Genomic DNA, 19,999 nt, shown 5'->3' with positions numbered 1-19,999 from the left:
GGCCGCTCGGGCCGAGCCGCCAGTCTCCCCCTGCGCGCACCCTATATGGGGTGGCGCATGCCGATCTTGCCGCTGCGCACGCCTTCAGCGCGGAAATGTCGTCAGCGCGGAAACGGCCAGACGGGCGGCGTGCCGACCTGCCCGCGATGGCGCAGCACATGGTCGGCGAGCACGCAGGCGACCATCGCCTCGCCCACCGGCACGGCCCGGATGCCCACGCACGGGTCGTGGCGGCCCTTGGTGACGATGTCGGCATCCTCGCCATGGCGCGTCACGGTGTGGCGGGGGGTGAGGATGGAGGAAGTCGGCTTCACCGCGAAGCGCACCACCACCGGCTGGCCGGTGGAGATGCCGCCGAGAATGCCGCCGGCATGGTTGGCGAGGAAGACCGGCCGGCCGTCATTGCCCATGCGCATCTCGTCGGCATTGGCCTCGCCGGTAAGGGCGGCGCTGGCGAAGCCCTCGCCGATCTCGACGCCCTTCACCGCGTTGATGCTCATCAGCGCGCTTGCCAGATCCGCGTCGAGCTTGCCATAGAGCGGCGCGCCGAGGCCCGGCGGGACGCCTTCGGCCACTACCTCGATGACGGCGCCGACCGAGGAGCCGGCCTTGCGGATGCCGTCGAGATAGGCCTCCATGCGCGCCGCGGCCGCCGCATCCGGGCAGAAGAACGGGTTGCGGCCGATCTCGGCGCTGTCCCAGTTGGCGCGGTCGATGACGATGTCGCCCATCTGCACCAGCGCGCCGGTCAGGGTGACGCCGGTCAGCACCTTGGCGGCGATGGCGCCCGCGGCGACGCGCACCGCCGTCTCGCGCGCCGAGGAGCGCCCGCCGCCGCGATGGTCGCGCAGGCCGTATTTCGCGTCATAGGCATAGTCGGCATGGCCGGGGCGGTAGCTCTCGGAAATCGCCGCATAGTCCTTGGAGCGCTGGTCGACATTCTCGATGAGCAGGGCGATGGGCGTGCCGGTCGTGGTCAGCATGCCGTCCGCCTCCGCGAGCACGCCGGAGAGGATCTTCACCTCGTCGGGCTCGCGACGCTGGGTGGTGAACCGCGATTGGCCCGGGCGCCGCTTGTCGAGCGCGGCCTGGACCTCTTCCAGCCGAAAGCGGATGCCGGGCGGGCAGCCGTCGACGACGCCGCCGATCGCCGGACCATGGCTCTCGCCGAACGTGGTCACGCGGAACAGATGACCGAAGGTATTGAAGGACATGGAGCGATCCGGGGATGGAGCCGTCGGCCGCGCGGTGATCCGGCGGAGTGTGGCACATGTTCCCGGCGCTTCTAGGCGTCCGCGCGGCAGGCGTCAAACCCGCGGCGGGCCTGCTGCCGCCACGGAAAATGGCGGCAGCGCATGGCGATTGGCGGTATCCGTGGTACATAATGCCGACACGAGGTTGCCAACCCAAACCCTATGCCCCTGTTTGAAATCGCCATCGTCATCCTGCTCGTCCTGATCAACGGCGTTCTCGCCATGGCCGAGCTTTCCGTGGTCTCCGCCCGCCCGGCGCGCCTGCGCGCCATGGCCGATAACGGCTCGGCGGGCGCGCGCATCGCGCTGTCGCTGGCGGGCGACCCCGGCCGCTTCCTCTCCACGGTTCAGATCGGCATCACGCTGATCGGCATTCTGGCCGGCGCCTTTTCCGGTGCCACGCTCGGCGACATGCTGGGCGAGTGGCTGCGCGAGCAGGGCATGGCGCCGGGCCTTGCCGGTGGACTGGGCTATTCGCTGGTCGTCGCGGCCATCACCTATGTCTCGCTCATCATCGGCGAACTCATTCCCAAGCGGCTGGCGCTGCAGAGCCCGGAAAAGCTGGCGAGCTTCATTGCGCCGGCCATGATGCTGCTCTCGCGCATCTCGCTGCCGGCGGTGTGGCTGCTCGATATTTCCTCGCGCGTGGTGCTGCGCCTGCTGGGTGAAAGCGGCAAGCGCGACGAGAGCCATGTCACCGACGAGGAAATCCGCGCCATCGTCGCCGAGGCCGAGACCGCCGGCGTGATCGACCCCGACGAGCGGCGCATGATCGCGGGCGTCATGCGCCTCGCCGACCGTCCGGTGCGGGCGGTGATGACGCCGCGCACCGATATCGACTGGATCGACCTTTCCGAGGATCCCGAGGCGGTGCGCCAGACGATCCGCGAGACCCGCCACACCCGCATGCCGGCCTGCGAGGGCACGGTGGAGGAGGCGGTGGGCGTCATCGACATTCGCGACCTGCTCGAAGCCTATCTCAACGGCAAGACGCCGGACCCGCGCCAGTTCGTCAAGCCGGCCGCCGTGCTGGTGGAGACCGCCGGCGCGCTGATCGCCATGAAGGTGCTGCGCCACGCGGAATCGCCGCTGGCGCTGGTGGTGGACGAATATGGCTCGATGGTCGGCATCCTCACCCCCGCCGACCTGCTGGACGCCATTGCCGGTTCGGTGGTGCTGGACGAGGCCGGCCAGGTGAAGCCGGATGTGGTGGAGCGCGCCGATGGCAGCTTCCTCATCGCCGGCTCGACGCCGATCGACGAACTGGCCGACGTGCTCGGCATCCGCATTCCGCAGGATGCCGGCTTCCATACGGCGGCCGGCTATGTGCTGCACGAGCTGAAGGCGCTGCCGCAGGAAGGCGTCTCGTTCGAGGCGACGGGCTGGCGTTTCGAGGTCGTCGACATGGACGGGCGGCGCGTCGACAAGATCCTGGTCAGCCGCGCCGTAGTGCCGCGCCGGCGGGCGCCGGTCATGGGGTAGGACGTCGGGCGCCCTGGGCTGCGGCCACGCGCCCGGTGCCGTCGTGAAACGACAAACGGGGCCGCCGGGGTAAAAACGTTCACCCCGGCGGCCCCGTTTCGATTCGGGCGCGGCTCCTCGGCAGGCGCGCGCGCGGCAGGTCAGCGCAGGTTGCGCTCCAGTCCGCTCGCCATCGAACTTGTCGGGCTGATCGGCGCGCCGCCATAGCGCGTGCCAAGGCCCGCGACGACGGTGACGATGGCCACCGCCAGCGCGGCGGCGATGAGGCCGTATTCGAGGCCGGTGCCGTGCGGGCGGCGGGCGACTGCCCCGCGCCGCCGGTGCACGACATCGCCTCCCGCCAGTTCCCTGTCCGCCAACTCTCTCATGGGCGTACTCTTCTTGCGTTTGACTGCATCCACATCTGTCTCGGGACAGCTTTTATTGTGGAGGCACCTTGAGCCCGAGAGATTGATCGGGCGTTAAAACGCTTCCGCCGCGCCAGCGCGCGGCGGCAAGACTTGGTCCGTGGTTAATGTTTTGCAGCCGGAGGTGGTGCCCGGGCACTCCGAGGAAGGTGCGGGCCCGGCAGCTGGCCGGCGGCTTTTCAGCTGCCGCGCGGCTTGGTGTCAGCTGCCGCGCGGCTTGGCGCGCCGGGTCGGCTCGGCGGCCGCGGGATCTTCCGGCCAGGGGTGCCGGGGGTAGCGCCCGCGCATGTCGGCGCGCACGTCGCGCCAGGAGCCGCTCCAGAAGGCCGGCAGGTTGCGCGTCAGCTGGATCGGCCGGTGGGCCGGCGACAGCAGGGCGAGAGTGAGGGGCACGCGCCCGCCGGCAATGGCCGGATGCGTGGTGAGGCCGAACAGTTCCTGCACCCGCACCGCCAGTGTCGGGCCGCCCTCGCCGGCATAGTCAATGGGCAGGCGCGAGCCGGTCGGCACCTCGAAATGGGTCGGTGCGTCCTCCTCCAGCCGGCGGGCAAGCTCCCAGGGCAGCAGCCCGGCCAGCGCGCGGCCGAGCCGGTCGGCATCGATCTGGCCGAGCGCGGTGAGCCCTTCCAGCGCCGGCGCCAGCCAGGCCTCGACCGTGGCCGCGAGCGTGTCCGCCGACAGGTCCGGCCAGATGCCGGGCGCGCTGGCGTGCAGGAAGCGGACGCGGTCCAGCAACTGGCGCTGGTGATCCGACCAGGGCAGGCGCTCCAGCCCGCGCGCCGCCGCCGCGTCCGCCAGCGCGCGCGCCGCCTCCGGCCCGGCTGAGACCGGGGCGGTGCGCTCGGCCAGCACCAGCGAGCCGAGCCGGCGCACCCGCCGGGCGCGCAGGGCACCGGAAGCGGCATCGAAACCGGTCTCCGTGCGCTCGGTGATGGCTGCGCCGAATTCCGCTTCGAGCTGGGCCTCGTCCAGTTCCGCCGCCAGCAGGATGCGCGCTTCGTCCGCCGTTCCGGTCAGTTCGGCGATGCTGAGAAAGCGGGCGCGGGCGAGCGGGGACGCGGGGTCGAGCCGGGCGCCGCGCCCGTTTGCCAGCACGAAGCGGCTACCATCGCCACGGCTGCGGCCGAGCCGATCGGGAAAGGCGAGGGCGAGCAGCACGGCGGGGGAGGGCATGTCCGCCTTGTTCCGGCTCGGCAGGCGCCCGGCGGCTCGCTCGCCCTCCTCCGCCCAGCGCCCGGCGAGGCGGCGGGCCTCGTCGGCGCGGCGCGAGCGATCGCGGCGCAGATCGTCGAGGCGGTGGAGCAGGTCCGGCGCATCGCCCCCCAGCCCGCGCTCGGAGACGATGGCGGCGATGAGCGCGGCGACATCGCCCGCGCCGCGCCGCGCGCCGTCGATCACCATGCGGGCGAGGCGCGGCTCCAGCGGCAGCCGGGCCATGGCGCGGCCGCGCTCGCTCACCTGCCCGTCCGTATCCAGCGCGCCGAGCGCGACCAGCAGGGCGCGCGCCTCGGTGATCGCCGCCGCCGGCGGGGGATCGAGGAAGGCCAGCGTGGCGGGGTCTCGCACGCCCCACATGGCTAGGTCGAGCATGAGGCGTGAGAGATCGGCGGCGAGGATTTCCGGCGTCGCGAAGGCGGGCAGGCTCGCCGTTTCCGGCTCGCTCCACAACCGCCAGCAGAGGCCGGGTTCCGTGCGGCCGGCGCGGCCGCGCCGCTGGTCGGCTCCGGCCCGCGAGACGCGCACCGTCTCCAGCCGGGTCAGTCCCACATCCGGCTCAAAGCGCGGCACGCGGGCGAGCCCGCTATCGACCACCAGCCGCACCCCCTCGATGGTGAGGCTGGTTTCGGCGATGGAGGTGGCGAGCACCACCTTGCGCCGGCCGGGAAGAGCGGGGGCAATGGCGCGGTCCTGCTCGGCGGGGGGGAGCGCGCCATAGAGCGGATCGATATCGACGGTGGGATCGCGCACGGCTTCGCGCAGCGCCCTCTCGGTGCGGCGGATCTCGGCGGCGCCGGGCAGGAAGGCGAGAATGGAGCCCGGCGCGGCGGCGAGCGCGCGCTGGATCGCTCCCGCCATCTGCCGCTCGATCGGCTCGCGCGGATCGCGGCCGAGATAGCGCGTCTCGACCGGGAAGGCGCGTCCGAGGCTCTCGATCACCGGCGCGCCCTTCAGCAGCGCGGCGACGCGCGCGCCGTCCAGCGTGGCCGACATCACGAGGATGCGCAGATCCTCGCGCAGCGCCGACTGGCAATCGAGAGCGAGGGCAAGGCCGAGATCGGCGTCCAGGCTGCGCTCGTGAAACTCGTCGAACAGCACGCCCGCCACATCGGACAATTCGGGATCGTCGAGCATCATGCGGGTGAAGATGCCCTCGGTGATCACCTCGATGCGGGTCTGGCGCCCGACTTTGGAGCCGAAGCGGGCACGATAGCCGACGCGCTCGCCCGCCTTTTCGCCCAGGCTCAAGGCCATGCGCTCGGCCGCCGCGCGCGCGGCGATGCGGCGCGGCTCCAGCACGAGGATCTTGCCGCCCGCCACCCACGGCTCGTCGAGCAGGGCCAGCGGCACCCGCGTCGTCTTGCCCGCTCCCGGCGGCGCGACGAGGACAGCGGACGAGCCCGCGCGCAGCGCGGCGGTGAGCGCGGGCAGGGTGTCGTCAATGGGCAGGTGGGAGGGGAAGGAGGGGGTCATGCCGCCAGACTTAAAGCGCCGAGCCCCGAAGCGCCACTAATTGACGGGAACAGGCAGAAAACGAAAATGCTACTTTTAGTTGTTAAAATTTGAGCTAAACTTCCCTTATAAGTTGCATAATGGGGGGGTGGGCATGAAGCGGCACAATCGTGACAATTTTTTCGTTGTCGGCGAGGGCATTCTCGGATTTGACGATCAGCATCAGCCCAGAACGCTGCCGGCCTCGACGGAGGCGGAGACGCGAAAATTCCGCTTTTCGCGGCTGGGGTCCAAAGGTGGCGTGCTGCCACGGAGCCTATTGGAGACGTTGGCGGAGGCGATGATCGCGGGGCCCCAGCAGGATTCGGCTCCTGCGATACCGGCCGGCTTCACCTATCTCGGCCAGTTCGTCGACCATGACCTGACCTTCGACCGCACCTCCGCCAAGCTGGGCAGCGCCGTTTCGGTGGAAGATCTGCTGCAGGGGCGCTCGCCGGCGCTGGATCTGGACTGTCTCTACGGCAATGGTCCCAACGATATCGAAAGCGCAGGGCTGTATGCCGATGGCATCCGGTTCAAAATGGGCACAACCCAGGGGACCACGTTCGGCAACGCCAATTTTGACCTCGATGGGTTCGATTTGCCGCGGGTCGGCTTCGGCTCCAAGAAGTCGGAGCGCCGCAAGGCCGCTATTGCCGACAAGCGAAACGACGAAAACCTGATCGTCGCGCAGTTTCATCTCGCGATGATGCGATTCCATAATGAAATGGTGACGTCGCTCGCCGATGCCGGAACGCCGAGCGCGGTGCTTTTCGAACGCGCCCGCGAGGAAGTGGTGCGCCATTACCAGTGGGTTCTCTGGCACGAATTCCTGCCGCTGATCGTGGATGGCGACATTCTCTCCGACGTTCTTTCCTTCGGTCGGCGCTTCTTCGAGCACGCGCCGCTGCCGGGCGATCGGGCAACGATGCCGATCGAATTCTCCGTCGGGGCCTACCGGCTGGGACACAGCATGATCCGGGAACGCTACGAGTGGAACCGCGTGTTCAACTCCGGTGCTGTCCCCGCGACGCTGGGTCTGATGTTCCAGTTCTCCGGCACCAGCGGCACCCTCTCGCCCGACAGCGTAGAGGGCGATCCCGAGAGCGGAAGTTTCGAGCGCCTGCCGACCAACTGGATCGTCGACATGCGGCGGCTGTTCGATTTCGGCGTGACCGGTCGGCCCGAGCTGACGGTGACGGGCGACCAGTTCAATGTGATCCGCCGTATCGACACCTCGATCGTCGATCCGCTTCGCACGCTTCCGCCGGGCTCGTTCGGTGATGAGAAGGTCGACGCGCCCATCGAACGGAACCTCGCCTTCCGCAATCTCATGCGCGCCAACATGGTCGAACTCGCGAGCGGCCAGCAGATGGCAAGCCTGTTCAACCTTCCCCCGCTGGATAACGAGCAGTTGCTGGTCGGCGCGGGAGGTGCGGATTTCTCGAACCTGCCGACGCAGGAAAGGGACGCATTCCTGGCGGCAACGCCGCTTTGGATCTATGTGCTGCGCGAAGCCGAGTGCAATCAGGGCGTGTTAACCGGCGTCGGTGGCCGTATCGTCGCGGAAGTGTTTCATCGCGCCACGCAAGGTAGCGAAATTTCCATCCAGCGCACGCCGGAGTGGCGCCCAACGCTGGTGCCCGAGGGGCAGCCCTTCCGCATGGCCGATCTGCTGTCATTTGCCTTCAAGGGCCGTGCAGACCTGCTCAACCCTCTGGGTTAGGGCGCGCCCAGGCGTTCCGCAGATAACAAGGGCCGGCGGCGAGCGCCGGCCCTTCCGCTCACATCACCGCGTCGATGGTCCGGCCGATCTTCTCGACGAGTTCGCCGACCTGCGCCTCGCTGATGACGAGCGGGGGGCTCACCGCGATGGTGTCGCCGGTGACGCGGAACATCAGCCCTTCCTCATGGAAGGCGTGCTCCATCGCCTCATAGCCGCGCTTGCCGGGGCCCTCGGCCTTGGGGGCCATGTCGAAGGCGGCGACCAGGCCGACGGTGCGGATGTCAAGCACGCCGGGCTTGCCCTTCAGGCTCATCGCCGCGTCGGCGAAGGTCGGCTCCAGCGCCTTGGCGCGCTCGAACAGGCCCTCGTCGCGATAGACGTCCAGCGTGGCGATCGCGGCGGCGCAGGCCAGCGGGTGCCCGGAATAGGTGTAGCCGTGGAACAGCTCGATCACGTGGTCCGGGCCGTTCATGAACGTGTCGTAGAGCCCCTTGCGCGCGATCACGCCACCCATCGGCACGGCGCCCGAGGTGACGCCCTTGGCGAAGGTGATCATGTCCGGGATGACGCCGTAGCGCTCGGCGGCGAAGGGGGTGCCGAGGCGCCCGAAGCCGGTGATGACCTCGTCGAAGATCAGCAGGATGCCGTATTTGTCGCAGATCTCGCGCAACCGCTTGAGATAGCCCTTGGGCGCGGGCAGGCCGCCGGTGGAGCCGGCCATCGGCTCGACGATGACGGCGGCGATGGTCTGGGCATCGTGCAGCGCGACCAGGTTCTCCAGCGCGTCGGCGCGCTCGGCGCCCCATTCCGGCTCGCCCTTGGAGAAGGCCTGCTTCTCACGGTCATAGGTATGGGGCAGGTGGTCGACGCCGGGCAGCAGGCTGCCGAAGAAGCGGCGGTTCGGCGAGATGCCGCCGACCGAGATGCCGCCGAAACCGACGCCGTGATAGCCGCGCTCGCGACCGATGAGGCGGGTACGGGTGCCCTGGCCGCGCACCGCATGATAGGCGAGCGCGATCTTCAGCGCGGTGTCGCCGGCCTCCGAGCCCGAATTGCAGAAGAACACGTGGTCGAGGTCGCCCGGCGCCAGCTCGGCAATGCGCGAGGCGGCGCGGAAGGCGAGGGGATGGCCGAACTGGAAGGTCGGCGCGAAGTCCATTTCGGCCGCCTGGCGCTGGATCGCCTCGACGATGGGCTGGCGGTTATGGCCGGCATTGGCGCACCACAGGCCCGCCGAACCGTCGAGGATCGGGCGCCCTTCGGGCGTGAAATAGTGCATGTCCTTGGCGCGCGAGACCATGCGCGGGCGGCGCTTGAACGCCCGGTTGGCGGTGAAGCCCATCCAGAACGCCTCGAGGTCGTTCGGGCTGGCGGAGACGCTGGCATCGATATCATAGGCGACAGACATGGGTGAGCTCCGGTGCAGGTGGCCCCTCGGCGGGGCCACTCGTCGTCATGCTTGCTTTCGGTCATGTATAATGCGTGGGCAGTGGTGGCCTCACGAGAAATAATGATGATGTGATCACTTTCGCTTCTGCCATCGTCGGCGCCAACCCCCGGTGCCTTGACCCTGTCGGCGCTCGCGGCCATCAACTCGCCGCAAGCCGTGCTAAAGTCACCTAACGTCACTGCTTTGCCTAGAAGTGTCCTCATCCTCGGGCCAAGGCAGGATCATGGGATTTCGCGAGTGTCCGACAGCGCATCAGCCGATCTGACGGAAGCCGGGCTGGTGCCGCCGGAGGGAACGCCGGAGGATGTCCGCGCCGATTCCGCGCGCCGGGCGCTGGCGCGCGTGCTGGAATCGGAAGAGCTTCGTTCATCCCCGCAGCTGTCCAATATCCTGCGCTTCATCGTCGAGGCGACGCTGGAGGGGCGCCGCGAGGCGATCAAGGGCTATACCATCGCCGTCGAGGCGCTGGGGCGTGACGCCTCGTTCGATCCGCAGGCCGATCCCATCGTGCGCGTGGAAGCGACGCGGCTGCGACGGGCGCTGGAGCGCTATTATGCCGGTGCCGGCGCGGCCGACGAAATCGAGATCGCCGTGCCGCGCGGCTCCTATGTGCCGCAATTCGTTCCCCGCCGGCTGGGCGAGCCCGCCGGCGAGGCGCCGGTGGCCGAGCCCACGAGACCGGAGGCCGCTGCAACACTCGTGGTGCCGGAAATGCCGGTCCGCCGGCGGCTGCGCCTCGGCCGGGTGACGATGATTGCCGGGCTCGCCCTCCTCCTGCTCATGGTTGTGGCCACCGTGACGGTCGAGGTGGTGGACCCCGGCGGCTGGCGGGCGCTGGTGGCGGGGGCGATGCTGAAGCCGCTGGAGCGCTCCAACCGCCTCGGCGTGCCCATGGTGGAGGTGCGCACCTTCGATTCGACCGGCGGCACGCCGCTGCCGCCCAGCGAGGTGACGGGGGCGGCGCAGGCGGTGACGGCGGGCGATTTCGCGGCGCGGGCGATCGAGGTGCGCATCCGCGACGCGCTGGCCCGCTTCGACCTGCTGGACGTGTTGGCGAGCCCCGATGCGCGGCCGGCGCTGCATTGCGGCGCGGAAGGCGTCTCGCCCGATTCGGCCTTCGCCCTTGCCGGGCTGGTGGAGAACCATGACGATGGCAGCCTCTCGCTGCTGCTGCGCCTCTCCGACCTGTGCGACGGCACCATCGTCTGGTCGCACGAGTTCGACGATATCCGCCGCGGCGGCGATACCGGCATCGCCGAGGCCTCGCTGGTGCGCGACATCATGGCCGCGATCGCGGAACCCTACGGCATCATCCAGGCCCGCGCCCGCGCCCGCGTCATCGCGGCGGGCGGGCCGACCAAGGCCGGGCCCTATGGCTGCGCGCTGATGGCCTATTCCTACTGGCGGTCCTACCTGCCGGCCGATCATGAGCGGGCGCATCACTGCCTGGAGCAGGCGGTGGCGGCGGACGGCTCCTTCGCGCTCGGCTACGCGCTGCTGGCCGAGCTGAGCCTCGACGAGGTGCGCAACGGCGTCAGTCCGCAGGCCGCGACGCCGGCCCTGAACCGGGCGCTGGCCGCCGCCGAGCAGGCGGTCGATCTGGCGCCGACCAGCGCCTATGCGCGGCGGGCGCTGATGGATGTGCGTTTCTTCCGGGGCGAGCGCGGGGCAGCGATTGCCGCCGGTGAGACCGCGCTGTCGCTCAACCCCTATGATATCGATGTGCTGGCCGACGTCGGCGGGCGCCTCATCGTGCTGGGCGAGCTGGAGCGCGGCGAGGCGATGCTGGCCAGCGCCGCGCAGGCCGTGCCGGGCATGCCGCCTTCGGTCGATTATCATCGCGTCATCGCCGCCTATCTGCGCGGCGATGCGCGGGCCGCTTCGGCAGCGGCCGACCAACTGATGGGCGATGGCTACGCGCCGGGCCTTCTCGCGCGCGCGCTCGCCGATCAACTGGCCGGCGAAACCGAGGCCGCGCGTGCCGATCTGCGCAAGCTCATCGAGACGGCACCAGCCTGGGGCAGCGAGCCGGACATGATGATCGCCCGTTTCTTCCCCAATCCGGACGTCGCCCGCCGAGTGCGCGCCGATCTCGCCCAGCTCGGCCTGCCGGTGTCGAAATCCTCCGCCTCGGCCAACTGAGTGGCGGGGCTCGGCGCTCCCCAGATTGTCCTTGCCGAAAGGTCGCGTGGCGCCGTGGGGTCGAAGCGGCTGGAGCCTTTTCCCATCGGATGGAACCATCTGATCGACAAGAAAATGCTCTAGATTCAATGGGCTGGAGCATGTTCTGATCGCAAAAGTCATTCAACTTTTGCGGAACATGCTCTAAGAGCGTTCCGATCGGAAGCGTTCCATGTTCGGGCGCCTCATCTGCCGTTTCCAACCGGGACAGTCTCATGTCGGACAGCTACGATCTCGCCATTGTCGGTGCGGGCGTCGTCGGGCTCGGCCACGCCATCGCCGCGCGTCGCCGTGGCCTCAAGGTGGTGGTGATCGACCGTGATGCTCAGGCGAACGGCGCGTCCGTGCGCAATTTCGGCTTTGTCACCGTCACCGGCCAGCAGCGCGGCGAATGCTGGCGGCGAGCGGTGCGCTCGCGCGACATCTGGGCGGAGATCGCCCCGCAGGCGGGGATCGAGGTCATTCATCGCGGCCTGCTCGTGGCCGTGCGCCGGCCCGAGGCGATGCCCGTGCTGGAAGCCTTCCGGGCGACCGAGATGGGCGAGGGCTGCGAACTGCTGACCGCGGACGCGGCGCGCGACCGGCTGCCGGCGCTGAATGGCGCGCTTTCCGGCGCGCTGTGGAGCCCGCACGACATGCGCGTGGAATCGCGTCAGGCTATCCCCCGGCTCGCCGCGTGGCTGGCCTCGAACGGCGTCGCCTTCCGGCGGGAGAGCGCGGTGACGGCGGTGGAGCCGGGCCGGGTCGTCACCTCGGGCGGCACGGTGAGCGCCGCCCGCATCGTGGTGGCGCCGGGCGATGATTTCCACACGCTGTTCGAGGAGCGCTTCAAGCTCTACGGCGTCACCCGCTGCAAGCTGCACATGCTGCGCGTCCGCGATCCCGCGGCGGGGCGGCTGCCCGGCTCGGTCATGACCGACCTCTCGCTCGCGCGCTATCTCGGCTATGCCGAACTGCCCGAGGCCGAGCCGCTCCGGCGCCGGCTCGAAACCGAGCAGGCCGAGCATCTCGCCCATGGCGTTCATCTCATCGTCGTGCAGTCGGCCGATGGTTCGCTGGTCGTCGGCGACAGCCATCATTACGGGGCGACGCCCGATCCGTTCGCGCCGGAATTCGTCGATGAACTGATCCTCGACGAATATGCCGCGCTGTTCGGCCGCCGGCCGCCGGTCGTCGAGCGCTGGCTCGGCACCTACGCCTCCGCCGCCGACCGGCTGGCCTTCATCGACCGGCCGCATGAGGCGATCCGGCTGGTGGTGGTGACCAGCGGCACCGGCGCCTCCACCGGCTTCGCCATCGCCGAAGAGGCGATCGCGGAACTGTTCGACTGAAGCACACAGGGGAGACGGACATGGCTGAGGCTTCGACGCTCAAGGCGCTCATTCTCGACTGGGCCGGCACGGCCGTCGATTTCGGCTCGCGCGCGCCCATGGGCGCCTTCGTGGAGGCCTTCGGGCAGGTCGGCGTCACGATCTCGATCCCCGAGGCGCGCGGGCCCATGGGGCTGCCCAAGCGCGACCATGTGGCGGCGCTGCTCCACAGCCCGGACATCGCCGCGCGCTGGCAGGCCGCGCACGGCGCCGCGCCGACCGAGGCCGATATCGACCGTGTGCTCGCCATTTTCGAGCCGCTGAATGTCGAGGTCATCCCGCGCCATGCCGATCTCATCCCCGGCCTGCTCGACGTGGTGGCGGAGGCACGCCGGCGCGGCATGAAGATCGGTTCCACGACCGGCTATACCCGCCCGATCATGGAGGTGCTGGCACCGCTGGCGGCAGCCGCCGGCTATGCGCCGGACAATGTGGTGTGCGCGGGCGACCTCGCCGCCGGGCGGCCGAGCCCTCTCATGATGTACCGCACCTTCGCCGATATCGGCGTGTGGCCGCCCGCCGCCTGCGTGAAGCTGGACGACACCGAGCCCGGCATCGCCGAGGGGCTGGGGGCCGGCACCTGGACGGTGGGCCTCGCGCTTTCCGGCAATGCGGCGGGCCTGTCCAAGGCCGAACTCGACCAGCTGGCGCCCGATGACCGCGCGGCGCTGCGGGCCCGCGCGTCCGCGGCACTGTTCGCGGCGGGCGCGCATTTCGTCATCGATACGGTGGCGGACCTGCTCCCGGTGCTGGACGCGATCGAAGCCCGCCTTGCGGCGGGGGTGCGGCCCTGAGGGATTTCCATCCTATCTGACGCCCGCCATCTCCCTTGACGTCGGGCCTGCGCGTTCGGATGCGAACGCTTCCTGCCGCGGAAGAGGGGGCGATCGTGCAGGACTTGTGCCGATAAAAAATACAACTTAAAGTAACATAAGGTGTTGATCTGCATCCTTGGATCGTTCGGGGGCATGCGATGGTGGTACCTCCTCAACTGCCTTGGAGCAGACCCCCGAGCGAGACGCGCCAGGTGATCATCGCCGGCGTGGCGGCCTTTATCAGCATCGGCCTCGTGCTCATCGTGACGATGCTGATGGCCTTCATCGAATATCAGGGGCGGCTGGCGAGCTTTCAGCCCACCATCCAGTCGCGCGATATTACCGAGCAGGCCGAAACGCTCGACCAGCTCGACGCGACGGTGCTGCGGTACAAGGAGTTGCGCGCGCAGTTCGATGCGGCGTGGCGCAGCTTGCTCGACGCGCAGACGCAGAGGTTCGGCCGCACAGATCGCGTGTGCTCGCGCTATGAGGGTGCCCTGCAGGAGGAGTGCTGGATCTTCCTGCGCAGCGTGCCGTTCGATGGGGCCCTCGACATCGCGTCGGCGTCGGTGAACGATGGATTGTCCAGGACGTCGCACTCGCGCCCGCCCGCCAGCGGATCGCCCAATTCCCCCGGCTTTGCCGCCACCGTTCTCCGGAATTTCGTCAACCACATGGAGCATGCGGCCAATCGCGCGGCCGCTGACGGGCCGGCCAGCGCCGGGTTCGGCCGGCCCGGCGGCGATCAGGCCTATATCGGGCTTTTCTCCGACGATATCGTCCAGATCGCCCGGCTCAATCATCGTCTCATTACCGAGCTGATGCAGAAGCAAGACGCCGCGCGGGTGCAGGCAACGTCCCTCTGCGCGCAAGCCGCGATACTTGCCTCGCTTATCAAGGACAGCCGGGCCAGCGATCTCGACTGCGGGGCTCTGAGTGAGACGGCGATCCCGTCATCGGTATCGCAAGCGCCGCCCATGGTGGGCGCGGGGGCTCCCCCGACCGACACGCCGCCCCCGGCGACACCGGTCAACGCCGCGCTTCCACCGGCGACACCGCCTCAAGGAACACCACCTCAAGGAGCACCACCTCCGGGAATGCCGGTTGATGCGCAGCCGCCGAGCCAGGGCGCTGTGGGGGTGCCTCCATTCTCGGCGCGCCGGGCCAATCCGGACGCGATGACCGATCAGCACCGCTTCGATCTGGTCAATCAATTGCGCAACTACAACTACATCAGCGGCGGCGTGGCCCGCTTTCTCCTGCTGAGCCCGCCCGATTACCTCGCGGCGTGGCTGCTGCTGTTCGGCGGCGCCATGGGGGCGATGCTGAAGATCCTGTTCTGGCACATCATGCCGGCCCGCACGATCAAATGGTCCGATCTGTTCATCGAGCCCGCGCAGGGCATGGTCTGCGCGGTGCTCCTGTTCATCCTGTTCCGCTCGGGCCTGATGGTGATTTCCGGCGGCGGGTCCTCGTCCGAGACATCGACGCTCAGCCCTTTCTTCGTGGCCTTTGTCGCGATCGGGGCGGGACTGATGTCGGATCAGGTCATCTTCGCCGCCAGCCGTGCCGCCGGCAGCCTGATCGGCGGCGCCTCCATCCGGCAGACGCCGCGCTGGGCCGTGGGCCTTGCCGCGCGGCTGAAGCCGAATGCCGAGGGAATGGCGGTGCATGACCTCGCCCGCCGTCTCGTGGTGAGCGACGATCGCGTGGCCGCGTGGAGCGCGCTCAGGAGCCCGGTCGAGGGCGAGTACCAGGACAAGATCGCGCTGGTGCTCGGCGTGCCGCCGCATCTGCTGTTCACCGATCTCAGCCCGCGAGTGGAGGAGCGCGAGGCTCCGCCCGCGCCGCCGTCCGCCGCCGCGCCGCAGGCGGCAAGCTGACGGGGCACGGCGCCGCAACGCGGCGGGGCAGCCGCCGGATCGGCCCATGCCCTTCAGGGCACGATCTGGCCGGGCACCGGTCCGAAGGACATCTGGCAGTAACAGGGCATGCCGACCGGTGCCGCGCCCGGGATGAAGCACAGGCCCGCCTGGCTGGCGCAGCGGCTTCCCATCATCGGCGGGCGCGGGGCGCCATAGCCGGCATTCGGCCCGCCATAGCCGGGCGGGGCCATCTGCGGCGCGACCATCTGCGGCGCATGGGGCCAGGGCTGCGGCGGCGGGTAAAACTGGGCGGAGGACGGGGGCGTGCCGAGAAGGAGGGCGATTGCGGCGGCGAGCGCCAGGCCCGCCCGCGAGCGGAGCCGGCGAGCGGTCGATCGATGGCCCTGTGGCGGCATGAGATATCTCCAACCAATGGTTGAATATATCATCAAATGCAATCATTGAGGAGTGGTTGCGGCGGGAAACTTGCCCCCGTCCCCTCCCTCCTCTAAACCCGCGCCGTATCTCGTGAAGGACGGCGCGACATGGCCAAGGACAAGCCCTCGAAACTCAAGGCCCGCAAGCCGCAGGCGCAGCTGCCACGCGGCTTCGCCGATCGCGGGCCGGCGGAGCTCGCGGGAACGCGCGCGATGCTGGAGACCATCCGCAAGGTCTATGAGCTCTACGGCTTCGAGGCGCTGGAGACGCCGTTCATCGAATATACCGACGCGCTGGGGAAATTCCTGCCCGATCAGGACCGGCCGAACGAGGGCGTGTTCTCCTTCCAGGACGATGACGAGCAGTGGCTCTCGCTGCGCTACGACCTGACCGCCCCGCTCGCCCGCCATGTCGCGGAGAATTTCGACAAGCTGCCCAAGCCCTTCCGCTCCTACCGCGCGGGCTGGGTATTCCGCAACGAGAAGCCCGGCCCCGGCCGCTTCCGCCAGTTCATGCAGTTCGACGCCGACACGGTGGGCGCCCCCAGCGTCGCGGCCGATGCCGAGATCTGCATGATGGCGGCGGATACGCTGGAAGAGCTGGGCATCCAGCGCGGCGACTATGTGATCAAGGTCAACAACCGCAAGGTGCTCGACGGCGTGCTGGAGGCCATCGGCCTCGGGGGCGAGGAGAATGCCGGGCGGCGCCTGACGGTTCTGCGAGCCATCGACAAGTTCGACAAGGTGGGTCCGAGTGGCGTCGAGGATTTGCTGGGCGCCGGCCGCTGGGAGAATCCGGCTACCGAGAGCGGCGACTTCACCAAAGGGGCAAATCTAAGCAATTGGCAGGTTGACGGAATTATGCGCTTCCTCAATGTCGAGCCGAGCGCCGGCATTCGGGCCGACAGTCGTAGATTTTCTAAGGCCGAATTCGAAGAGAAGTGGGGTTCTGATCCGGTTGAGTGGTTTCGTCATAGGGATCAGCCGGCCCTCGCCACCGAGCTGCATAACTTCTTCAATGATTGGCTTGGAATTTTCGGTGCTGCGCCGCCAATCTTTGATGATGGGATCGCGGAGTTGCGAGAGATCGCCAAGATCGTGGGTGTCCTTGATTATGGGGCCGACCGCATCCGCATCGATCCCTCCGTCGTCCGTGGCCTCGAATATTACACCGGCCCGGTCTTCGAGGCCGAGCTCACCTTCGAGGTGAAGGACGAAAAAGGCCGTCCCGTCCGCTTCGGCTCGGTGGGTGGCGGCGGGCGGTATGATGGCTTGGTCGGGCGTTTCCGCTCGGAGCCGGTGCCGGCAACCGGTTTCTCCATCGGCGTCTCGCGCCTCGCCTCGGCGCTGTCCTATCTCAACAAGGCCGAGGCCAAGCCCGATTTCGGGCCGGTGGTGGTCGTGGTGATGGATCGCGACCAGAGCGCGCATTACATGGGGCTGGTCGCGAAGCTTCGCAAAGAAGGCATCCGCGCCGAGATGTATCTCGGCAACCCGAAGAATCTCGGCAATCAGTTCAAATATGCCGACCGGCGCAACAGCCCTTGCGTGGTCATTCAGGGCTCGGACGAACGGGCGGCAACAGACGAAGTCGGCAACCCCCGACCAATGGTGCAGATCAAGGACCTGATCGAGGGCGCCAAGGCCGCCGCCGCGATTGCCGACAATGCCGAATGGCGCGAGAGCCGGCCGGCGCAGTTCGCCTGCGCGGAAGCGGAACTGGTGGCGAAGGTGCGCGAGGTGCTCGACCATCACGGCGTGCCGCATGGCGAGGCGCTGGGCTGACGCGGAAGGTCTCTGGATCCCGGACCAGCGGCACGACGTGCGGCGCCGATCCGGGATCCAGCGCAAGACGTCGCGACGCGGCGTATCGCTTTGAAGCGCCTGCGCCGGTGTCCCGCGGCGGGGTCCTGCGCCGGGGGGGGCCTGCGCCGGGTTTCGGCTCGGCGCTCCCGCTTCGCCTCCGCCGGTCCAGGACACAGGGCTCCGCGCCGGGACACGGCGGCGGAAACCATGTCATCGTCGTCGCATGGACCGCGCCGGCCCGCTTTGCTAGAAGCGCGCAGCCTGACCGCGACCTTATGCACGCACACCGGACCCGAGATATCATGATCGCCGACATCAGCCACGCCGAGGAATTGCTGGCGCTCTATGCGCGCGCCGGCTTCTCCCGCGTCGAGCCGCCGGTGCTGCAGCCCGCCGACGCGTTTCTCGACCTCTCGGGCGAGGAAATGCGGCGCACCATGTTCATCACCACCAGCCCGCAAGGCCATGAACTGTGCTTGCGCCCGGACCTGACCCTGCCTGTCTGCCGGCAATATCTGAGCGAGGGCGCCGCCCAGCCGCGCGATTTCGCCTATCTCGGCCCGGTGTTCCGCTCCGACGTGCCGGCGGGCGAATTGCTGCAGGCCGGCGTGGAATCGATCGGCCGCACGGATCGCGAGGCGGCCGATGCCGAATTGCTCGCGCTCGGCCTTGAGACGGCGACGCTGTGGGGCGTGATCGACCCGACCATCCGGCTGGGCGATGCCGGGCTGTTCGCCGCGCTGCTCGCCGCGCTGGACCTGCCGCCCGGCTGGCGGCGGCGGCTGATCAAGGATTTCGCCCGCTCCGGCCATCTGGGGGCGGACCTTGCCGCGCTGAAGCGGCCCGATGGCGGCGGAGTCGCCTCGCATGCCGGCGTGCTCTCGGCGCTGGCGGGCTCCGACCCCGCGGCGGCGCGGGCGCTGGTGACGGACCTGCTCTCCATTGCCGGCATCTCGACGGTGGGCGGGCGCACCGTGTCCGAGATTGCCGAGCGCTTTCTCGAACAGGCGGCACCCGGCGATGCCGAAGGGCTGGCGCCGGAAAAGATCGCCGTGCTGGAGCGCTATCTCGCGGTGCAGGGCCACCCGGACGCGGCGGCGACGGCGCTGCGCGCGTTGGCGCAGGATGCGGGAATCGATCTGTCGGCGGCGCTCGATGCCTTTGACAGCCGCACCAATTTCATCGTCGCGCAGGGCATCGAGGCGGAACGGCTGAGCTTCGCGACCGCGTTCGGCCGCCCGCTCGACTATTACAGCGGCATGGTGTTCGAACTGCACGAAAATGGATCGGGCGCGCCGCTGGTCGCCGGCGGGCGCTATGACGGGCTGCTGGCCCGGCTCGGCGCGGCCGAACCGATCCCGGCCGTGGGGTTCGCCGTCTGGCTCGACCGGCTCGACGCGGTGGAGGCCCGCCTATGAACACGCCGCTCATCGTTGCCGTGCCCTCCAAGGGCCGGCTGCAGGAAAATGCCGGCGCCTTCTTCGGCCGCGCCGGCATGAACCTCACCCAGTCGCGCGGCGCGCGTGACTATCGCGGCACGCTGACCGGGGTCGAGGGGGTGGAGATCGCCTATCTCTCGGCGTCCGAGATCGCCAGCCAGCTCGCCGCCGGCGCCGTGCATCTGGGCGTCACCGGCGAGGATCTGGTGCGCGAGAGCATTCCGGATGCCGATGCCAAGGTGCTGCTGGTGGAGGGGCTGGGCTTTGGCCATGCCAATGTGGTGGTCGCGGTGCCGCAGGCCTGGATCGACGTGCGCACGATGCGCGACCTCGACGACGTGGCGACGCATTTCCACGCCACGCGCGGGCGGCGGGTGCGGGTGGCGACCAAATATCTCAACCTGACGCGCAGCTTCTTCGCCCGGCACGGCATTGTCGACTACCGCATCGTCGAGAGCCTGGGCGCCACCGAGGGCACGCCGGCGGCCGGCACGGCGGAACTGATCGTCGACATCACCACGACCGGCTCCACGCTGGCGGCCAACGCGCTGAAGGTGATCGACGACGGGGTGATCCTGCGCTCGGAAGCCAATCTCGTCGCCTCGCTCAATGCCGACTGGAACGCGGATGCGCGGGCGGCGGCGCGGGCGCTGCTCGACCGCGTGACCTCGGCCAAGCTCGCCGCCACCATGCGCGAGGTGAAGACGCGGTTCGTGGCCTGCGACGGCGCCGTGGTGGAGGAGGCGGTGCGCCGCTTCCGGGCACGGGCGCCGTTCGGGGCACCGACCTCGTCGGGCATGGTCACGCTGCATTGCCCGCCGGACACGCTGCACGCGCTGGCCGTGTTCCTGCGGGAGAAGGGGGCGGCGACCGTGTCGGTCGGCCCGCTCGACTATGTGTTCGCGGCGTCGAACCCGCTCTACGAGAAGCTGGAATCCAAGATCGGGTAGGGCTTCGCCCTGCAATCCTGTCGTCATCCCGGAACGGCGACCGGCTCGACCAAGCCCGTGTGTTGAGCTTCGCCTTGCAATTCAGTCGTCATCCCGGACGGCCGCAGGC

At 69.1% G+C, this 19,999-nt stretch carries 14 protein-coding genes; 9 read left to right on the top strand and 5 right to left on the bottom strand.

Annotation, left to right across the window (positions count from 1 at the left end; translation table 11 throughout):
* Nucleotides 1-101: 101 nt before the first annotated feature.
* A complete protein-coding gene (gene aroC / locus QOZ99_RS14385) occupies nt 102-1,214 on the bottom strand; it encodes a chorismate synthase (RefSeq protein WP_306890681.1) in 1,113 nt (370 codons plus the stop codon).
* Between the two features lie 201 nt (nt 1,215-1,415).
* On the opposite strand from aroC, the gene QOZ99_RS14380 reads away from it, so the two are divergent.
* Nucleotides 1,416-2,735 carry a hemolysin family protein gene (locus QOZ99_RS14380; protein WP_306890680.1) on the top strand — a complete coding sequence of 440 codons (1,320 nt, stop codon included), beginning with the start codon at nt 1,416-1,418 and terminating at the stop codon, nt 2,733-2,735.
* A gap of 140 nt (nt 2,736-2,875) precedes the next feature.
* Here QOZ99_RS14380 and QOZ99_RS14375 read toward each other — a convergent pair whose 3' ends face one another.
* Together QOZ99_RS14375 and hrpB are read right to left on the bottom strand one after the other, a co-directional pair.
* Entirely contained in the window at nt 2,876-3,103 is a 228-nt protein-coding gene (locus QOZ99_RS14375) for a hypothetical protein (RefSeq protein WP_306890679.1), read from the bottom strand.
* A gap of 240 nt (nt 3,104-3,343) precedes the next feature.
* Entirely contained in the window at nt 3,344-5,833 is a 2,490-nt protein-coding gene (gene hrpB / locus QOZ99_RS14370; protein WP_306890678.1) for an ATP-dependent helicase HrpB, read from the bottom strand.
* A gap of 133 nt (nt 5,834-5,966) precedes the next feature.
* On the opposite strand from hrpB, the gene QOZ99_RS14365 reads away from it, so the two are divergent.
* Nucleotides 5,967-7,577 (top strand): peroxidase family protein, encoded by a 1,611-nt coding sequence (locus QOZ99_RS14365; RefSeq protein WP_306890677.1) that lies wholly within the window; start codon nt 5,967-5,969, stop codon nt 7,575-7,577.
* A 58-nt stretch (nt 7,578-7,635) separates the two neighbouring features.
* Here QOZ99_RS14365 and aptA read toward each other — a convergent pair whose 3' ends face one another.
* Nucleotides 7,636-8,985: an omega-aminotransferase AptA gene (gene aptA, locus QOZ99_RS14360; protein ID WP_306890676.1), complete on the bottom strand. Its 1,350-nt coding sequence runs from the start codon at nt 8,983-8,985 to the stop codon at nt 7,636-7,638.
* A 279-nt stretch (nt 8,986-9,264) separates the two neighbouring features.
* Between aptA and QOZ99_RS14355 the strand changes: the two genes are divergently transcribed.
* From QOZ99_RS14355 to QOZ99_RS14340, 4 genes are all read left to right on the top strand, one after another.
* Nucleotides 9,265-11,169: a tetratricopeptide repeat protein gene (locus QOZ99_RS14355; RefSeq protein WP_306890675.1), complete on the top strand. Its 1,905-nt coding sequence runs from the start codon at nt 9,265-9,267 to the stop codon at nt 11,167-11,169.
* Nucleotides 11,170-11,423: 254 nt separating this feature from the next.
* Nucleotides 11,424-12,539, top strand: a complete 1,116-nt coding sequence (locus tag QOZ99_RS14350) for a TIGR03364 family FAD-dependent oxidoreductase (protein ID WP_306890674.1) — start codon at nt 11,424-11,426, stop codon at nt 12,537-12,539.
* Between the two features lie 20 nt (nt 12,540-12,559).
* Nucleotides 12,560-13,372 carry a phosphonoacetaldehyde hydrolase gene (gene phnX, locus QOZ99_RS14345; RefSeq protein WP_306890673.1) on the top strand — a complete coding sequence of 271 codons (813 nt, stop codon included), beginning with the start codon at nt 12,560-12,562 and terminating at the stop codon, nt 13,370-13,372.
* Between the two features lie 233 nt (nt 13,373-13,605).
* Nucleotides 13,606-15,276 (top strand): hypothetical protein, encoded by a 1,671-nt coding sequence (locus QOZ99_RS14340; RefSeq protein ID WP_306890672.1) that lies wholly within the window; start codon nt 13,606-13,608, stop codon nt 15,274-15,276.
* A gap of 53 nt (nt 15,277-15,329) precedes the next feature.
* Here the strand turns inward: QOZ99_RS14340 and QOZ99_RS14335 are convergent, their stop codons facing one another.
* Nucleotides 15,330-15,674, bottom strand: a complete 345-nt coding sequence (locus tag QOZ99_RS14335; RefSeq protein ID WP_306890671.1) for a hypothetical protein — start codon at nt 15,672-15,674, stop codon at nt 15,330-15,332.
* Nucleotides 15,675-15,803: 129 nt separating this feature from the next.
* On the opposite strand from QOZ99_RS14335, the gene hisS reads away from it, so the two are divergent.
* From hisS to hisG, 3 genes are all read left to right on the top strand, one after another.
* Entirely contained in the window at nt 15,804-17,480 is a 1,677-nt protein-coding gene (gene hisS / locus QOZ99_RS14330) for a histidine--tRNA ligase (RefSeq protein WP_306890670.1), read from the top strand.
* 323 nt (nt 17,481-17,803) lie between these two features.
* Nucleotides 17,804-18,919 (top strand): ATP phosphoribosyltransferase regulatory subunit, encoded by a 1,116-nt coding sequence (locus QOZ99_RS14325; protein WP_306890669.1) that lies wholly within the window; start codon nt 17,804-17,806, stop codon nt 18,917-18,919.
* Nucleotides 18,916-19,890, top strand: a complete 975-nt coding sequence (gene hisG / locus QOZ99_RS14320; RefSeq protein WP_306890668.1) for an ATP phosphoribosyltransferase — start codon at nt 18,916-18,918, stop codon at nt 19,888-19,890. Before QOZ99_RS14325 ends, hisG begins: the two co-directional genes overlap by 4 nt.
* Nucleotides 19,891-19,999 lie beyond the last annotated feature (109 nt).

Source organism: Ancylobacter amanitiformis (assembly GCF_030814815.1).
Classification (GTDB): Bacteria; Pseudomonadota; Alphaproteobacteria; order Rhizobiales; family Xanthobacteraceae; genus Ancylobacter; species Ancylobacter amanitiformis.
The sequence above is the reverse complement of the archived record's forward strand: the minus strand, read 5'-3'. Positions and strand labels throughout refer to the sequence as shown.